Source organism: Bradyrhizobium sp. Tv2a-2 (assembly GCF_000472425.1).
In the GTDB taxonomy this organism is placed as follows: Bacteria; Pseudomonadota; Alphaproteobacteria; order Rhizobiales; family Xanthobacteraceae; genus Bradyrhizobium.
This window is the reverse complement of sequence record NZ_AXAI01000007.1, coordinates 15,258-29,845: the sequence shown is the minus strand read 5'-3', so window position 1 is coordinate 29,845 and position 14,588 is coordinate 15,258. Positions and strand designations below refer to the sequence as shown.

Annotated in this window: 12 protein-coding genes; 8 read left to right on the top strand and 4 right to left on the bottom strand. The window is 63.7% G+C overall.

Annotated elements, in window-relative coordinates; all coding sequences use genetic code 11:
* Positions 1-80 precede the first annotated feature (80 nt).
* Positions 81-848, top strand: coding sequence for an alpha/beta fold hydrolase (locus A3AI_RS0115270; RefSeq protein ID WP_024516422.1), 768 nt, complete (start codon positions 81-83; stop codon positions 846-848).
* An 83-nt stretch (positions 849-931) separates the two neighbouring features.
* Here A3AI_RS0115270 and A3AI_RS0115265 read toward each other — a convergent pair whose 3' ends face one another.
* The 3 genes from A3AI_RS0115265 to A3AI_RS0115255 form a co-directional block, all read right to left on the bottom strand.
* Positions 932-1,720: a polysaccharide biosynthesis/export family protein gene (locus tag A3AI_RS0115265; RefSeq protein ID WP_024516421.1), complete on the bottom strand. Its 789-nt coding sequence runs from the start codon at positions 1,718-1,720 to the stop codon at positions 932-934.
* Between the two features lie 131 nt (positions 1,721-1,851).
* Positions 1,852-2,508 (bottom strand): peptide-methionine (S)-S-oxide reductase MsrA, encoded by a 657-nt coding sequence (msrA, locus tag A3AI_RS0115260; RefSeq protein ID WP_024516420.1) that lies wholly within the window; start codon positions 2,506-2,508, stop codon positions 1,852-1,854.
* Positions 2,509-2,619: 111 nt separating this feature from the next.
* Positions 2,620-2,937 (bottom strand): hypothetical protein, encoded by a 318-nt coding sequence (locus tag A3AI_RS0115255; protein WP_024516419.1) that lies wholly within the window; start codon positions 2,935-2,937, stop codon positions 2,620-2,622.
* A gap of 382 nt (positions 2,938-3,319) precedes the next feature.
* On the opposite strand from A3AI_RS0115255, the gene rpsT reads away from it, so the two are divergent.
* Complete coding sequence (rpsT, locus tag A3AI_RS0115250) at positions 3,320-3,586, top strand: 30S ribosomal protein S20 (RefSeq protein ID WP_024516418.1); 267 nt, start codon at positions 3,320-3,322, stop codon at positions 3,584-3,586.
* A 356-nt stretch (positions 3,587-3,942) separates the two neighbouring features.
* Here the strand turns inward: rpsT and A3AI_RS47530 are convergent, their stop codons facing one another.
* Entirely contained in the window at positions 3,943-4,140 is a 198-nt protein-coding gene (locus A3AI_RS47530; protein WP_156927791.1) for a hypothetical protein, read from the bottom strand.
* 734 nt (positions 4,141-4,874) lie between these two features.
* Here A3AI_RS47530 and dnaA point away from each other — a divergent pair.
* The 6 genes from dnaA to A3AI_RS0115220 all read left to right on the top strand — a co-directional run bounded on the left by dnaA (position 4,875) and on the right by A3AI_RS0115220 (position 14,555).
* On the top strand, positions 4,875-6,305 hold the full coding sequence (dnaA, locus tag A3AI_RS0115245; RefSeq protein WP_024516417.1) for a chromosomal replication initiator protein DnaA: 1,431 nt from the start codon (positions 4,875-4,877) through the stop codon (positions 6,303-6,305).
* 322 nt (positions 6,306-6,627) lie between these two features.
* On the top strand, positions 6,628-7,746 hold the full coding sequence (dnaN, locus tag A3AI_RS0115240; protein WP_024516416.1) for a DNA polymerase III subunit beta: 1,119 nt from the start codon (positions 6,628-6,630) through the stop codon (positions 7,744-7,746).
* A gap of 170 nt (positions 7,747-7,916) precedes the next feature.
* Positions 7,917-9,056 carry a DNA replication/repair protein RecF gene (gene recF / locus A3AI_RS0115235; RefSeq protein ID WP_024516415.1) on the top strand — a complete coding sequence of 380 codons (1,140 nt, stop codon included), beginning with the start codon at positions 7,917-7,919 and terminating at the stop codon, positions 9,054-9,056.
* A gap of 272 nt (positions 9,057-9,328) precedes the next feature.
* Positions 9,329-11,764: a DNA topoisomerase (ATP-hydrolyzing) subunit B gene (gene gyrB, locus A3AI_RS0115230; protein ID WP_024516414.1), complete on the top strand. Its 2,436-nt coding sequence runs from the start codon at positions 9,329-9,331 to the stop codon at positions 11,762-11,764.
* 17 nt (positions 11,765-11,781) lie between these two features.
* On the top strand, positions 11,782-13,077 hold the full coding sequence (gene murA / locus A3AI_RS0115225; RefSeq protein WP_024516413.1) for a UDP-N-acetylglucosamine 1-carboxyvinyltransferase: 1,296 nt from the start codon (positions 11,782-11,784) through the stop codon (positions 13,075-13,077).
* Between the two features lie 71 nt (positions 13,078-13,148).
* Entirely contained in the window at positions 13,149-14,555 is a 1,407-nt protein-coding gene (locus tag A3AI_RS0115220; RefSeq protein ID WP_024516412.1) for an MATE family efflux transporter, read from the top strand.
* The last annotated feature ends 33 nt before the right edge of the window (positions 14,556-14,588 follow it).

The following is a 14,588-nucleotide window of genomic DNA, read 5'->3' as shown; positions in this document are numbered from 1 at the left end:
GTGCGGTTTCGGCCGTTCCCGGCGGCGAGACGATCGCGCTAGATTACCGCTCAAGCAAAGACGTTTGGAGAGGGACCACTATGCCGACACTCGACCGCGACGGGGTGAAGATCCATTATGAAGTCCATGGCGACGGCCCGCCCTTGATCCTCACCCACGGCTATTCCTCGACCTCGGCAATGTGGCAGGAGCAGATCGCTCCACTGTCGAAGCGCCACAGACTGATCTTGTGGGACATGCGTGGCCACGGCCAGTCGGACTATCCGGAGGAACCCAACGCCTATAGCGAAGCGCTGACGGTTGCGGATATCGCAGCAATCCTCGACGCGGTCGGGGTGAAGCGCGCGATTGTCGGCGGCCTGTCGCTCGGCGGCTATATGTCGCTCGCCTTCTACCGCGCGCATCCGGAGCGCGTGCGCGCGCTGCTGATCATCGATACCGGCCCCGGCTTCAAGAAGGACGATGCGCGAGAGGCGTGGAACAGGCGCGCGCGCGATACCGGCGAGCGGCTCGAACGCGAAGGGCTGAATGTGCTGAAGTCCGGCAGCCGCGAGCGCTCCACCGTGCAGCATCGCGACGCGCGCGGACTTGCACTTGCCGCGCGTGGCATGCTGACCCAGCGCGATGCGCGCGTGATCGAGCTTTTGCCCGAGATAGCGGTGCCGAGCCTGATCGTGGTCGGCGCCGACGACACGCCGTTCCTCGCAGCCTCCGACTATATGGCGGCGAAAATTCCCGGCGCGCGAAAAGCCGTGATCCCGAATGCCGGCCACGCCGTCAACATCGATCAGCCACAGGCTTTCATCGAGGCAGTCGAGCCGTTCCTCGCGAGCCTGCAGCAAGATTGACGCCGGAGCCGCGCGCCAATCTCGACGCTGTTATTCCGGGCCGCACGCGCGGCCGGTGAACCCTGAATGACGGAGAGGGAAATTCAGAACCAGCGCTCGCCGACCATGACGGTATCACCCGGCGACACGGTGGTGCCGAGCGGCACCACATAGCGCCCGGTGCCGCCGCCAGCGGTGTGGGTCAACGTCACCGTGTCGCGGCGCGCCCGCGGCGAAAAGCCACCGGCGATTGCGACCGCACTCTCGACGGTCATGTTGGGCACGTAAGGATATTGGCCGGGCGCTGCCACCTCGCCCAGGATGAAGAAGGGGCGGTAGGACTCGATTTCGACGGCGACCGAGGGCTCCCGGATATAGCCGTTGCGCAATTTGGCGGTGATGGCGGAAGCAAGCTCTGCGGTGGTGCGCCCCCGCGCAGGCACGGAGCCGATCAGCGGCAGCGTGATGGAGCCGCCGGCATCGATTGCATAGGTGTTGGTGAGACCGTCCTGGCCATAGACCACGACGCGGAGCTTGTCGCCGGCATCGAGCCGATACGCCGCGTCGGAGCGGGCCGATGGCATCGGAGCCGCGGCGTAGGCGTCATAGGCTTGTGGCGACGGCGTGGAGGCGGCCGGCGGATTGTAGGATTGCGGCTGTGTGTAACTGGAAGCGGGTGACGAGAAGGCCCGGCGGAGTGCTGCGATTGCGCCCCCGGAATCGGCGGCGGGCGGCGGCGCCGGCGCGTAGTTCTGTCCGTAAGCGGAAGGCTGGCCGTAGGCCATGTAGTCGAGATCGTTGCGCGATTGCGCGGCCGCTGGAACGGCGGTCATGGGCAGGCTATTGGCCAGCGCAAGCGCGACGGCAATGATCGGCAATCGAGACGCGCGCACAACCGGCACCTTGGCCAATCCTCGAAAAGAAACGGCTTAAGTCTTGCACCGGCTATGGTTAACAAATGGTTTCAAAAGCCTTCGCCCCGCACGAGGCGGGGCGATACAGTCGAGATCGCGAAGACTTCAGATCAGGCGCTGACGCCAGCACCGATGGGACAGGACACGCCGGTGCCGCCGAGCCCGCAATAGCCGGCTGGATTCTTGGCCAGATATTGCTGATGATAATCCTCGGCGAAATAGAACTCGCCGACAGGCGCGATCTCGGTGGTGATGGCACCGAGTCCCTTTGCGGACAGCGCCTTCTGATAGACCGCCTTCGAGGCGTCCGCTGCTTTTCGCTGCGCCTCGTCGAAGGTGTAGATCGCGCTGCGATACTGGGTGCCGACGTCGTTGCCCTGGCGCATGCCCTGGGTCGGGTTGTGGTTCTCCCAGAATGCCTTCAGAAGCTTCTCATAGGAGATCTTCTCGGGGTCGAACACGACCATCACCACTTCGGTATGACCGGTGCGGCCCGAGCAGACCTCTTCATAGGTCGGGTTCGGCGTGACGCCGCCCGCATAGCCGACCGCGGTGACGTAGATGCCATCGCCGAGCTCCCAGAATTTACGCTCGGCACCCCAGAAGCAGCCGAGCCCGAACACCGCCTGCGCGAGGCCAACAGGATAAGGCGGCTTCAGGCGTTCGCCATTGACATAGTGAGTGGTGGCCGTCGGGATCGGCGCGGCGCGGCCGGGCAGCGCTTCCGTGGCGCTGGGAAGAGCGGTGGTCTTGCGCATGAACAGCATGGATTTTCTCCCGGGGCGTGACATCGGCCGGAAGGCCCAACGGGCCGCGCGGCCGCCGCCCCTTATATATGTCTTTACGCTGTCGGCAGCAGCCTTGTTACGGCCCGCCGATCAGTCGCGCCCGTAACCGATCAGCGGCTTGCGCGGCCGGAATAGCAGCATCAGGAGAATGCCAATAACGCCAAGCACGGCAAAAACCGGCTGATCGAGCACCAGACGGACCACGGACGTCCAGAGCCAGGGCGCCTTGCTCTCCACCCAGGTCCGGAACGCCTGCTGGCTTGCCTGGTTGATGTCGTTCCAGAACTGGCCGAACCGCGTGAAATGCAGCGACTGGTCGGCGACCCAGCGGGCCCCGTCATAGACCATGAAGACGAACCCGCCGGCGAGCAGCAACAGCCCTATCAGTCGGAAAAAGCCGCGGATCATGCATCACCCATTGTCTGGCGGGCCTTCAGGCGCCGACATCGATTACCGGGGCGCAAGCAGAAATTCAACCTCATCAGCCACTTATCGGCCATTTCGGCAAGGCGGGCGGCCTCGAAAAGCCTGCGAAAGCGTTGACCTTGTCAAAAGCCCCCTCTATAAGGGCGCCGATGGCGGCGGGCGCAATCCCGCCGCCGCTGTTCTTTGGGCAGTGCCGGCCCCCTTCTTGTTGCAGATGGGTCTTGTTGCAGATGGGCTTTTGGCAACGGCGTTCTCGAAGACACTTGTTTTAGGAAAACCAGCAGCGTCGATCACGCGGTTCAAGCGGCCGGCGCGCTCATGTCACGATCGAGAGCGAACAGTCACCGCAAGGATATTTGAGACGATGGCCAACACCACCTCCGCCAAGAAGGCGACGCGCAAGATTGCCCGCCGCACCGCGATCAACAAGTCACGCCGCACGCAGATGCGTGGCGCCGTCCGCCGCGTCGAGGACGCGATCAATCGCGGCGACCGCGATGCGGCGGTCAAGGCGATGGCGGGCGCGGAGCCCGAGCTGATGCGCGCTGCTCAGCGCAACATCGTTCACAAGAACACCGCAAGCCGCAAGGTCTCCCGCCTTGCGCGCCAGATCGCGAAGCTCGGCAAGTAAGCCGATCGGAAGCACGTCTCACTCGAAAGAGTGAGCAACGCGAAATTGAGATGTCGTGAAACGGCCCGGTCGCGACCGGGCCGTTTATTTTTCGCGGTGCGTTTGCACTTGGAGCGTACTCTTCGGCCCCGCATTCGCAGGTCGTCCCGTAAATTTACCAGGTGACAATTTTGCCGCAGGTGAAACACCGGAGCAAAATGCAAAAAAGCCTTGTGCCAAGCCGCTAAATTGCAACTGCGCGCGGTTCCTTCGCACGCGCAGCGTACAAGGGTTACCCGCGCAAAAGAGTCCCGAAAATCTTTGTCTCGATAATCACTTATCCCCATAGCGGGATGAAGCGTTTGAAAAAATCGCCTTCAAGGCTGTTGCTTGAAGGATTTGTAAATATTTTTTTGCAGCACGTTGTCATTTGTGACAGTGCCGTTTTGGTGCGCGATTTTACCCGGCGATTCAAAAACTTGCTTTCGACCACCCGAAACATCGCCAGTGTCGCTGACCAGTTGAACAGCAAGTAGGCGCTCCGATGTTGAATCAAATGCGTTGCGAGTGGCCACGCATCGTGTATTTCTAGATTGCTCGCGGCGCCCACGATCGTAAGACCAGCGCGGTTTTAGAATCGGGGCGGACGTGCAAATCGGCGGCGGTGTGCGCGTTGGCGACGCTTTCCAAGCGATTGTCGTATTCCAATCCGTAGCAATACGGACAACAGGAGAGTTGTGTCGAAATTTCTCTGGGCGAGGTTTCCATCCTCGCAGGCTCAATAAAGAGCCGGGGCTCTACCAAGAGCGCAGAAAGAGAGATACGGCACCGGCAAGAGCAGCGAAGGCCGACCCGAGCGGGTGGTAGTTTGGACGGGCTGAACGAACTAGCCTAGCGGCTGAACAACTTGACGTTCGGACGCGGCTGACTTTGGACACACGTGGGTTGACAGCTTGCCGTGGGCGATCGCGGTGAGACGGGGAGGTTGCATGTTTAGCGGACACGTCTTGTATTTTATAGGAAAGCTCATTTCGGCTAACACCGGGTTCGACGCCGTGAACGGCACACGGCAAGCGGCGCCTACTCAAGCGGCGCCCACTCTGGCTCACCCCTCGAGTACGCGCTGACCTCGCGGAGGATTTTTCGCTCCTTTCAACACTGGTCCGACCGCGGTGCCTGGCACCGCACGGCGGAGCTGTGCCCGGAGCGGAAAAAAATCCGCCTGAGGTCCCGCCAGGGCAGAAACCAACAAGGCCTGCCCTGGCGATTCAACAGACAGAGACAACTCGGTTGGAAGAGCTTTCAGGCAATGACAAATTCAGAACAAGAACGTTGGACCCGCGTGAAGGGGCGGCTGCGGTCGACCGTCGGCGAAGACGTTTACAGCTCGTGGTTTGCGCGTATGGATCTCGAGGCCGTGCAGGACGAGAGCGTGCACCTTTCGGTCCCCACGCGTTTTCTCAAGAGCTGGATTCAGTCCCATTATGCCGAGCGCGTGCTCTCGGCCTGGCAGGCTGAGATGCCCGAAGTCCATCGCATCGACCTCACCGTGCGCTCCGCGATGCGCTGCGTCGCGCCCGTCAAGGAGGTCGCGCAGAACATCGAGGCGCGCCGTGTCGAGCGTGCCGAGGTGCGTGCGCCGATCGAGCTGCGCGCGACTGCGACCGCGCCGGTCTCGGCCAGCCATGACGCGCTGGGCGGCTCGCCGCTCGATCCGCGCCTGACCTTCGCAAGCTTCGTCGTCGGCCGCGCCAACACGCTGGCGCACGCTGCCGCGCGTCAGGTCGCCGAAGGACGGCGCGGCGATCCCGTGATGTTCAACCCGCTCTATATCCACGCCGGCGTGGGGCTCGGCAAAACCCACCTGCTGCAGGCGGTGACCTGGGCGGGGAACGCGGGCGGAGAACGCAAGGTGCTCTATCTCACCGCGGAAAAGTTCATGTACGGCTTTGTCGCGGCGCTGAAGACGCAGACCTCGCTCGCCTTCAAGGAAGCGCTTCGCGGCATCGACGTGCTCGTGATCGACGATCTGCAATTCCTGCAGGGCAAGTCGACTCAGGCCGAGTTCTGTCACACCCTGAACGCGCTGATCGATGCGGGGCGTCAGGTGGTGATCGCGGCCGACCGCCCGCCATCCGATCTGGAAAGCCTCGACGATCGCGTGCGCTCGCGGCTCGCAGGCGGGCTCGTAGTCGAGATGGCATCGCTCGGGGAAGACCTGCGGCTCGGCATTCTGAGGTCGCGCGTCGCAGCCGCGCGGGCGCATCACGCGAGCTTCGACGTGCCCGAGCCGGTGCTGGACTATCTCGCCCGCACCATCACCCACAACGGCCGCGATCTCGAAGGCGCGATCAATCGCCTGCTGGCCCACTCCAAGCTCAACAACCAGCCCGTGACGCTGGATATGGCCGAGCGCGAAGTGCGCGACCTGGTGCGCCCGCAGGAGCCGAAGCGGATCAAGATCGAGGACATCCAGCGCGTCGTGGCACGACAATATAACGTCAGCCGCTCCGACCTGTTGTCGTCGCGCCGGACCGCGAACGTGGTGCGTCCGCGGCAGGTCGCGATGTATCTGGCGAAGACGCTGACCTTGCGCTCGCTACCCGAGATCGGCCGTCGTTTTGGCGGACGCGACCACACGACAGTTTTGCACGCTGTCCGCAAGATCGAGGCGCTGGTCGCCAAGGACACCGCGCTGTCGGAAGAGGTGGAGTCCCTGAAGCGGCAGTTACAGGAATAGCCGGTTACGGGAATAGCCTGCCTCCTCATCGCCAACGCCCCGCCTGTTCCCTCCCCCGCTCCGGGGGAGGGTTTTTTGCGACTATGTGAGATCTCCCCGGAAACCTGTTCGCAAGGCCGGCGCAGAGGCCTGCTTTTCGGCGGGAGCCCCGGCAAATCGTTGAAAATGGGCCGGCGATCCCTTGCACTTGGGACCCATCCGCGCCACTTTACGGGCCCCCGCAGGCCGGAAAGCTCTGGGCTCGACGGGTGCCATCGGCCGCGGCGCTTAGCTCGCCCGGCATTCCCAATGACATGCTCTGTCGGATCGGGCGAATATTGTTATGAAGGTCACCGTCGAACGCGCGCAACTCCTCAAATCGCTGGGTCACGTTCACCGCGTGGTCGAGCGCCGCAACACCATTCCGATCCTCGGCAACGTGCTGTTGCGCGCCGAGAGCACGCAGCTGTCGCTGAAGGCGACCGACCTCGACCTTGAAGTGACCGAGACGCTGGCGGCGGAAAGCGCGACCGGCGGCTCGACCACGGTGCCTGCGCATATGTTCTACGATATCGTGCGCAAGCTGCCCGACGGCTCGCAGATCTCGCTCGAAGCCGACGGCGACCGCTCGGTGCTCGCGATCCGCGCCGGCCGATCGCGTTTCACGCTGCAGACGCTGCCTGAGAGCGACTTTCCGGATCTCGCCGCCGGCGACATGGCGCACGCCTTCTCGCTCGCGGCCTCCGACATGAAGCGGCTGATCGATCGCACGCAATTTGCGATCTCGACCGAAGAGACCCGCTATTATCTCAACGGCATCTATCTGCACACTGCCGGCAGCGACAAAGCTGCGACCTTGCGCGCGGTCGCAACCGACGGCCATCGCCTTGCGCAGGTCGACCTGCCCTTGCCTGCCGGCGCCGCTGGCATGCCCGGCGTGATCGTGCCGCGCAAGACGGTCGGCGAGGTGCAGCGGCTGATCGAGGACAATGAGGCCGAGGTCACGATCGAATTGTCGCAAGGCAAGATCCGCTTCAATCTCGGACATGTGGTGCTGACATCGAAGCTGATCGACGGCACCTTCCCGGACTATGGCCGCGTGATCCCGCAGAACAACGACAAGGAACTCCTGGTCGACAAAGCCGATTTCGCCGCCGCGGTCGACCGCGTCTCCACCATCTCCAGCGAGCGAGGCCGCGCCGTGAAGCTTGCGCTCTCATCCGGCAAGCTGGTGCTGAGCGTGACCAATCCGGATTCCGGCAGCGCGACCGAAGAGCTCGAGGTCGAATACGCCTCCGACCCGCTCGATATCGGCTTCAATTCACGCTATCTGCTCGACATCGCCGCCCAGATCGAGGGTGAGGTCGCGACCTTGCGGCTCGCCGATCCGGGCTCGCCGACCCTGATCCAGGACCGCGATCACAAGAATGCGCTCTACGTGCTGATGCCGATGCGCGTGTAGAGCGCTTCTCATGGCCGGGCTTGACCGGCCGGAGACGTAAGCGGACTGTTGTTTGCAGGCGTGCTTATTATATTTGCGTCATGGCCGGGCTCGTCCCGGCCATCCACGTCTTGGCCACATCAAGGAAGGCGTGGAAGCCCGGGCATGACGACGGTGCAATGACGAGTTACATGACCCCATCCCGCATCCATCGCCTGGCGTTGACGCATTTCCGCAATTACCGCGCGGCAAGCGTCGACACCACGACGGACATGGTGGTGCTGGTCGGGCCCAACGGCGCCGGCAAGACCAATTGCCTGGAGGCGATCTCGTTTCTGTCGCCCGGCCGCGGGCTGCGCCGCGCCACGCTTGAGGATGTCGCCGACAATCAGGGCGACGGCTCCTGGGCGGTGTCGGCGGAAGTCGAGGGTGCGCTGGGCTTGGCGACACTGGGCACCGGCATCGAGCCGCCGCGCGGCGACGGACAGAGCATACCGCGCCGCTGCCGCATCGATCGCGAACCGGTCGCCTCCGCCACTGCCTTTGGCGATCATCTGCGCATGGTGTGGATGACGCCGTCGATGGACGGCCTGTTCGTTGGCTCCGCCTCCGACCGACGGCGCTTCTTCGACCGCCTGGTGCTTGCCATCGACAGCGAGCATTCCAGTCGAGTCTCGGCGCTGGAACGCTCGCTTCGTTCGCGCAACCGGCTCCTGGAGGTGCGCAATTTCGACGATCATTGGTGTGACGCGATCGAGCGCGAGACCGCCGAGCTCGCGGTCGCTGTCGCGGCCACGCGCGGGCAGACCGCGGTGAAACTGGCGACAATGCTGCGCGACCGCGGACAATCTTCGGCTTTTCCCTCAGCCTTGATTGCGCTCGACGGCTGGATGGAAAACGCGCTCCTCAACGAGCCCGCGACGGCGGTCGAAGATCGCTATCGCGAGATGCTGCGGCAAAGCCGTGCCCGCGACGCCGCGGCGGGGCGCACTCTCGAGGGGCCGCATCTGACCGACCTGCAGGTGATCTACGCGCCGAAAAATATGCCAGCACGCGATGCCTCGACCGGCGAGCAGAAGGCGCTCTTGATCGGGCTCGTGCTCGCGCATGCCACGCTCGTAGCCGAGAGCACCGGCATCATTCCGCTCTTGTTGCTCGATGAGGTGGTCGCGCATCTCGACCCCGGCCGGCGCGCCGCATTGTTTATCGAGCTGGCCAAGCTCGGTGCGCAGGTTTGGCTGACCGGGGCCGACCCGCAAGCCTTCAGTAACATCACCCAGGCCAGCGAGATTTTCGACGTCGACAACGGCCGCGCCAGCCGCCGCGCCTGAAGGCTCGATTGAACCAGGAACTCGCTCTCGTAAGGCGATTTGCCCCCGCGAATCGACCAACTCAAGGGTTAAAAAGCCATCGCGAATCGTGCTTTTTCAGCTGCGAAAAAGCGACCCTCTGACGCCTTGAAAGGTCGCCAAAAAGCTCTATTTATTCATAAGCTTATACCGAGATACTTTGCGCTAGGCGCGTCGCGTCTTTCGTGGCAGAAATGGCGCAAATCAGCGCCTCTCTTGCGCAGCTGATTCGAGACATCCGCAAAAGGCCTCACATGACAGAACCCGCCCGGCAGACCGTTGCCGACACTGAGCAATCGATCGCGAGCGAGTATGGCGCGGAATCGATCCGGGTTTTGAAGGGCCTGGATGCCGTTCGCAAGCGGCCGGGCATGTATATAGGCGACACTGACGACGGTTCCGGCCTGCACCACATGGTCTACGAGGTCGTCGACAACGCGATCGACGAGGCGCTCGCCGGCCATGCCAGCCGCGTCGAGGTCATCCTCAATCCCGACAATTCAGTCACCGTGCGCGACGACGGCCGCGGCATTCCAGTCGACATCCACAAGGGCGAGGGCATTTCCGCGGCCGAGGTCATCATGACCCAGCTGCACGCCGGCGGAAAGTTCGACCAGAACTCCTACAAGGTTTCCGGCGGCCTGCACGGCGTCGGCGTGTCCGTGGTCAATGCGCTCTCCAGCAAGCTGCAACTGAAAGTCTGGCGCGACGGCAAGGAGCACTTTGTCGAATTCGCCCATGGCGACGCGGTGGCGCCACTGAAGGTGGTCGGCGACGCACATGGCAAGCGCGGCACCGAGGTGACGTTCCTCGCCTCGACCGATACGTTCAAAAACATCGAATATGATTTCGCCACTCTCGAGCATCGCCTGCGCGAGCTCGCCTTCCTCAATTCCGGCGTCAACATCGTGCTCTCGGACATGCGCCACGCGGTCGAGAAGCGCGAGGAGATGCACTACAGCGGCGGTGTAGAGGAGTTCGTCAAATATCTCGATCGCAACAAGAAGGCGATCGTACCCGCGCCCATCATGGTGCGCTCGGAGATGAACGGCATCGGCGTCGAGGCGGCGCTGTGGTGGAACGACAGCTACCACGAGAACGTGCTGTGCTTCACCAACAACATCCCGCAGCGCGACGGCGGTACCCATCTTGCCGGCTTCCGCGGCGCGCTGACGCGCCAGGTCAACGGCTATGCCGAGGCCAATGCGAAGAAGGAGAAGATCCAGCTCACCGGCGACGACTGCCGTGAAGGCCTGACCGCAGTACTTTCGGTGAAAGTGCCGGATCCGAAGTTCTCCTCGCAGACCAAGGACAAGCTGGTGTCCTCCGAAGTGCGACCCGTGGTGGAGAACGTGCTTAACGAGGCCCTGGCCGCCTGGTTCGAGGAGCATCCGAGCGAAGCCAAGGTGATTGTCGGGAAGGTGATCCAGGCCGCCGCCGCGCGCGAAGCCGCGCGAAAGGCACGCGAGCTGACACGCAAGAGTCCGCTCAGTGTCTCCTCGCTGCCCGGCAAGCTCGCCGACTGCCAGGAGAAGGATCCCGCCAAGTCCGAACTCTTTATCGTCGAGGGTGACTCGGCCGGCGGCAGCGCCAAGCAGGGCCGCAACCGCGAGTTCCAGGCCGTGCTGCCTTTGCGCGGCAAGATCCTCAATGTCGAGCGCGTCCGCACCGACAAGATGCTGTCAAGCGAGCAGATCGGCACGCTGATCACGGCGCTTGGCACCGGCATCAGCGACGATTTCGCGGTCGACAAGCTGCGCTACCACAAGATCATCCTGATGACGGACGCCGACGTCGACGGCGCCCACATCCGCACCCTGCTGCTCACCTTCTTCTACCGGCAGATGCGCGACATCATCGATCAGGGCTATCTCTATATCGCCCAGCCGCCGCTCTATAAGGTCAGCCGCGGCAAGTCCGAGCAATATCTGAAGGACGAGCGCGCGCTGGAGGACTATCTGATCGAGACGGGACTGGACGATTGCGTGTTCGCGCTTGGGACCGGCGAGGAGCGCAAGGGGCTGGATCTGCGTTCGCTGGTGGACGATGCCCGCGCGATCCGCTCAGTGCTTCGCAACTTGCATAGCCGCTACAACCGGCTCGTTGTCGAACAGGCGGCGATCGCAGGCATCTTTGGACAGGAAATCCGTACCAATCCGGAGAATGCCGCCGCTGCGGCAGAATATATGGCCGGACGTCTGGACAAGCAGGCGGAGGAGGTCGAACGCGGCTGGACTGGACGTTTCGAGGAAGGCCATGGCTTCACGTTCGAACGCACCGTGCGCGGCGTCAAAGATGTCGCCATTATCGACGACGCCTTCCTTGGATCGGCCGACGCCCGCAAGCTGCACGAGTTTCGACAGAGGCTGCAGGACGTCTATGCACGTCCCGGCAGGCTCAGGCGGAAGGATTCCGAGGCCATCATCTACGGCCCTGTCGGCCTGTTCGAGGCGGTCACCGATGCCGGCCGCAAGGGGCTGACGCTGCAGCGCTACAAAGGTCTGGGCGAGATGAACCCGGAGCAGCTGTGGGAGACGACCCTGGACACCGAAGCGCGCTCGCTCTTGCAGGTGAAGGTCAAGGAGGTCGACGAGGCCGACGACATCTTCACCAAGCTGATGGGCGATGTGGTCGAGCCAAGACGCGAGTTCATCCAGGACAACTCGCTCAGCGCAACCGTCGACGTCTAGGGGAAAGCGAGGCACAGGTGGCGCCCATCCAATATATTGTCGAGGGCGGCCACCGGCTTCGTGGCGCCATCGAGCCATCCGGCAACAAGAACTCCGCGCTGCCGATCATTGCGGCTGCGCTTCTGACGGAGCATCCGGTCACGCTCGACAATGTGCCGCGCATCCGTGACACCGAGGCGCTGGTTGAGCTGATCCGCTCGGTCGGTGCATCGGCGGAATGGCGCGGACGCAACCGGCTCGCCATCCAAGCCAAGGAGCTTCACACCGCCGATCTCGATCCCGATCTCTGCGCGCGCATCCGCGCCTCGATCCTGCTCGCGGGCCCCCTGCTCGCGCGTTGCGGCGGGCTGACATTGCCGCCACCCGGCGGCGATGTGATCGGCCGGCGCCGTCTGGATACGCATTTCCTGGCCTTTGAACAGCTCGGCGCGACGGTCACCGCGAGCGACAAGCTCGAATTTCGATCCACGCAGCTCAAGGGCGCCGACGTCTTCCTCGACGAACCCAGCGTCACCGCAACCGAGAACGCCCTGATTGCGGCTGTCGCCGCGCAAGGCACCACCTATCTGCGCAACGCGGCCTCCGAGCCGCATGTGCAGGACCTCGCGCATTTCCTCACTGCGCTCGGCGCCACGATCGAAGGCATCGGAACCAACACCATGGTGGTGCATGGGCAGGCGACGCTCGGCTCCGCCAGCTACGCGATCCAGCCCGACCATATCGAGGTCGGCTCGCTGATCGGCCTCGCCGCAGTGACGCGCTCACCTCTGCGCATCGTGCGCGCCGGCGTCGAGCATCTGCGCTCGATCCGCATGGGTTTTGAACGGCTCGGCATCGTCTGCGAGGTCGCCGGCGACGATCTGATCGTGCCGTCGGAGCAGACGCTGAAGATCAGGGATGATTTCGGTGGCCACGTGCCGAAGCTCGAGGACCAGCCCTGGCCGGCCTTCCCGGCCGACCTGATGTCGATCGCGATCGTCACCGCCACGCAATGCGACGGCGTCATTCTCATGTTCGAGAAGATGTTCGAATCGCGAATGTTCTTCGTCGACAAGCTGATCGCGATGGGCGCCCGTATCGTGCTGTGCGACCCGCATCGCGCCATTGTCGCGGGTCCAAGCAAGTTACATGGTGCCTCAATGATCTCGCCCGATATCCGCGCCGGCATGGCCATGCTGCTCGCCGCCGTCTGCGCCGACGGCACCTCGACCATCAACAATGCCGACCAGATTGAGCGTGGCTATGAGCGCATCGACGAACGGCTCAATGCCCTCGGCGCCAAGATCACCCGCGTGCCCGAGCGCGCGCGATAGCGCGTTTCCGCCGCACCCCTTTGCGAAGCCTCCGGTTTGCTTGAAAGCGGCAAACCGGGCAGCATGACGCGATGGACGAGATTGTTGGAACTTCATCGCCGCGACGCGCGCGCGCGAGCCGTCATCACCTCGTCGTCGAGCTCAGCGAGACGGCGCGGCTGGCGCTGCCCATGGCGCTGACGCAGCTCTCGCAGATCGCGATGATGACGACCGATCTCGCCTTCATCGGGCGACTCGGCGGCCAGGCGGTTGCGGCGGCCGCGCTCGCCGGCACGGTCTATTTCGTCAGCTTCACTTTCGGCATGGGATTGACCTCGGCGGTGGCGCCGCTGGCGGCGCAGGCCTTCGGCGCGGAAGACCCAATGATGGTACGCCGCTCGCTGCGCACGGGATTGTGGGCGGCGCTGTTGCTGTCGCTGCCGATCATGGTGTTTCCGCTGCGCGGCGAGCAGATCCTGCTCTTGCTGGGACAGGCGCCGCAAGCAGCGCGGCTGGCGCAGAACTATCTGTTCGGGCTGGCCTGGGGCGTGGCGCCGGCGCTGTGGTTCATGGCGATCCGGAGCTTCATGGGCGCGGTGAACCGGCCGCAGCCTGTTCTATGGATCACGCTTGCGGCCATTCCGGTGAATGCGCTGCTGGTCTATCTCTTGATGTACGGCAAGCTCGGCTTGCCGCGGCTGGAGCTGTTCGGCGTGGGCCTTGCAACCACGCTGGTCAATTGCGCGACGTTCGTCGCCGCGCTCTGGTTCGCCACGCGCCGCAAGCCGTTCCGCGACTACCATATCCTCGCCCGCCTCTGGCGCTTCGACTGGCCCCTGATGCGCCAGCTGTTCCTGATCGGCCTGCCAATCTCCCTCGCCTTCCTGATGGAGTACGGCATGTTTTCCGCCGCCGCGCTCTTGATGGGCGTAATCGGCACCACGGCGCTCGCCGCGCATCAGATCGCGCTGCAGGTAACCGCGATCCTGTTCATGATTCCTTTCGGCATCAGCATGGCTGCGACCGTGCGGGTCGGCCATGCCGTCGGCCGCAACGACGCCCCAGGCGTCAGGCGCGCGGGGCTGGTCGCGATGCTGCTCGGCATCGCAATCGCCGTCATCCTGACATTCGTCGTCGTCGCGGCACGTCTCGACATTGCGGAGTTCTTCCTCGGCGACGTGACCGAAAATGCCGCGGCGACGATCGAGCTGGCAACAACGCTGCTCCTCGTCGGCGCGAGCCTGTTCGTGACCGATGCGATGCAGAGCATCGCTGTTGGCAGCCTGCGCGGGCTCAAGGACACCCGCGTGCCGCTATTGTTCGCGGGCATAGGTTATTGGCTGATCGGATTTTGCCTGAGCTGCGTGCTCGGCTTCCACACCGGCCTTGGCGCCGTTGGCGTCTGGATCGGCCTGTCGATCGGCACGGCCGTCTATGCGACGCTGCTGATCCTGCGTTTCCGGCAATTGACCCGCCGACTGGAATTGACCGGTTCATAATCCGCGCCGGACCAAGGCATCCAAAACAGGGGC

What these genes read in the sequence shown, in the direction of transcription:
- A3AI_RS0115270 (WP_024516422.1), top strand. Translation starts at nt 81, where the DNA reads ATGCCGACACTCGACCGCGACGGGGTGAAGATCCATTATGAAGTCCAT.
- msrA (WP_024516420.1), bottom strand. Translation starts at nt 2,508, where the DNA reads ATGCTGTTCATGCGCAAGACCACCGCTCTTCCCAGCGCCACGGAAGCG.
- A3AI_RS0115255 (WP_024516419.1), bottom strand. Translation starts at nt 2,937, where the DNA reads ATGATCCGCGGCTTTTTCCGACTGATAGGGCTGTTGCTGCTCGCCGGC.
- rpsT (WP_024516418.1), top strand. Translation starts at nt 3,320, where the DNA reads ATGGCCAACACCACCTCCGCCAAGAAGGCGACGCGCAAGATTGCCCGC.
- dnaA (WP_024516417.1), top strand. Translation starts at nt 4,875, where the DNA reads ATGACAAATTCAGAACAAGAACGTTGGACCCGCGTGAAGGGGCGGCTG.
- dnaN (WP_024516416.1), top strand. Translation starts at nt 6,628, where the DNA reads ATGAAGGTCACCGTCGAACGCGCGCAACTCCTCAAATCGCTGGGTCAC.
- recF (WP_024516415.1), top strand. Translation starts at nt 7,917, where the DNA reads ATGACCCCATCCCGCATCCATCGCCTGGCGTTGACGCATTTCCGCAAT.
- gyrB (WP_024516414.1), top strand. Translation starts at nt 9,329, where the DNA reads ATGACAGAACCCGCCCGGCAGACCGTTGCCGACACTGAGCAATCGATC.
- A3AI_RS0115220 (WP_024516412.1), top strand. Translation starts at nt 13,149, where the DNA reads ATGGACGAGATTGTTGGAACTTCATCGCCGCGACGCGCGCGCGCGAGC.